Below are 433 nucleotides of genomic sequence, written 5' to 3' on the forward strand. Positions count from 1 at the left end.
TTTTCAACCCACAACTTGTACCTAATGATAGACATCACTAGTTCAGTCACATCTCCTTTTTGTAAAAATGATTTATTTACTACCAAGTCAGTACTGCCAGATAGATTTGATATCTTGGCCCTTGCCTCTGGCCATCCAAACCCCTTCTCGCTCCAGTCGACACAAATCGACTGATTGCAGTCGCTCCAGAAATATATGTCCCCTACTCTACTATAATCCTCCTCTCTCGTGTCTATCTCCCTTACATAAATATGAATATCATTCCGTTTGTCCTGTGCTTGATTCCAACGAAGGAATTGACTTGGTATCTCTAACACAAAGTCAGACTCAATTTGGATTATGTTGTGAATATTATATCGGTATTTTTTCGTGGTGTCATCCTCGGCATCTTCATTTAGAGAGCTTCTTGCCGGCATAGATAGAGCTGTTGTAA

The 433-nt window shown here is 40.2% G+C and carries 1 protein-coding gene; it reads right to left on the reverse strand.

What is annotated here, in order from left to right:
* A partial coding sequence (locus DEQ92_RS24355) for a hypothetical protein (RefSeq protein ID WP_233516966.1) occupies window positions 1–433 on the reverse strand: 433 nt, incomplete at both ends.

The organism is Haloferax sp. Atlit-6N, assembly GCF_003383195.1.
GTDB lineage: Archaea > Halobacteriota > Halobacteria > Halobacteriales > Haloferacaceae > Haloferax > Haloferax gibbonsii.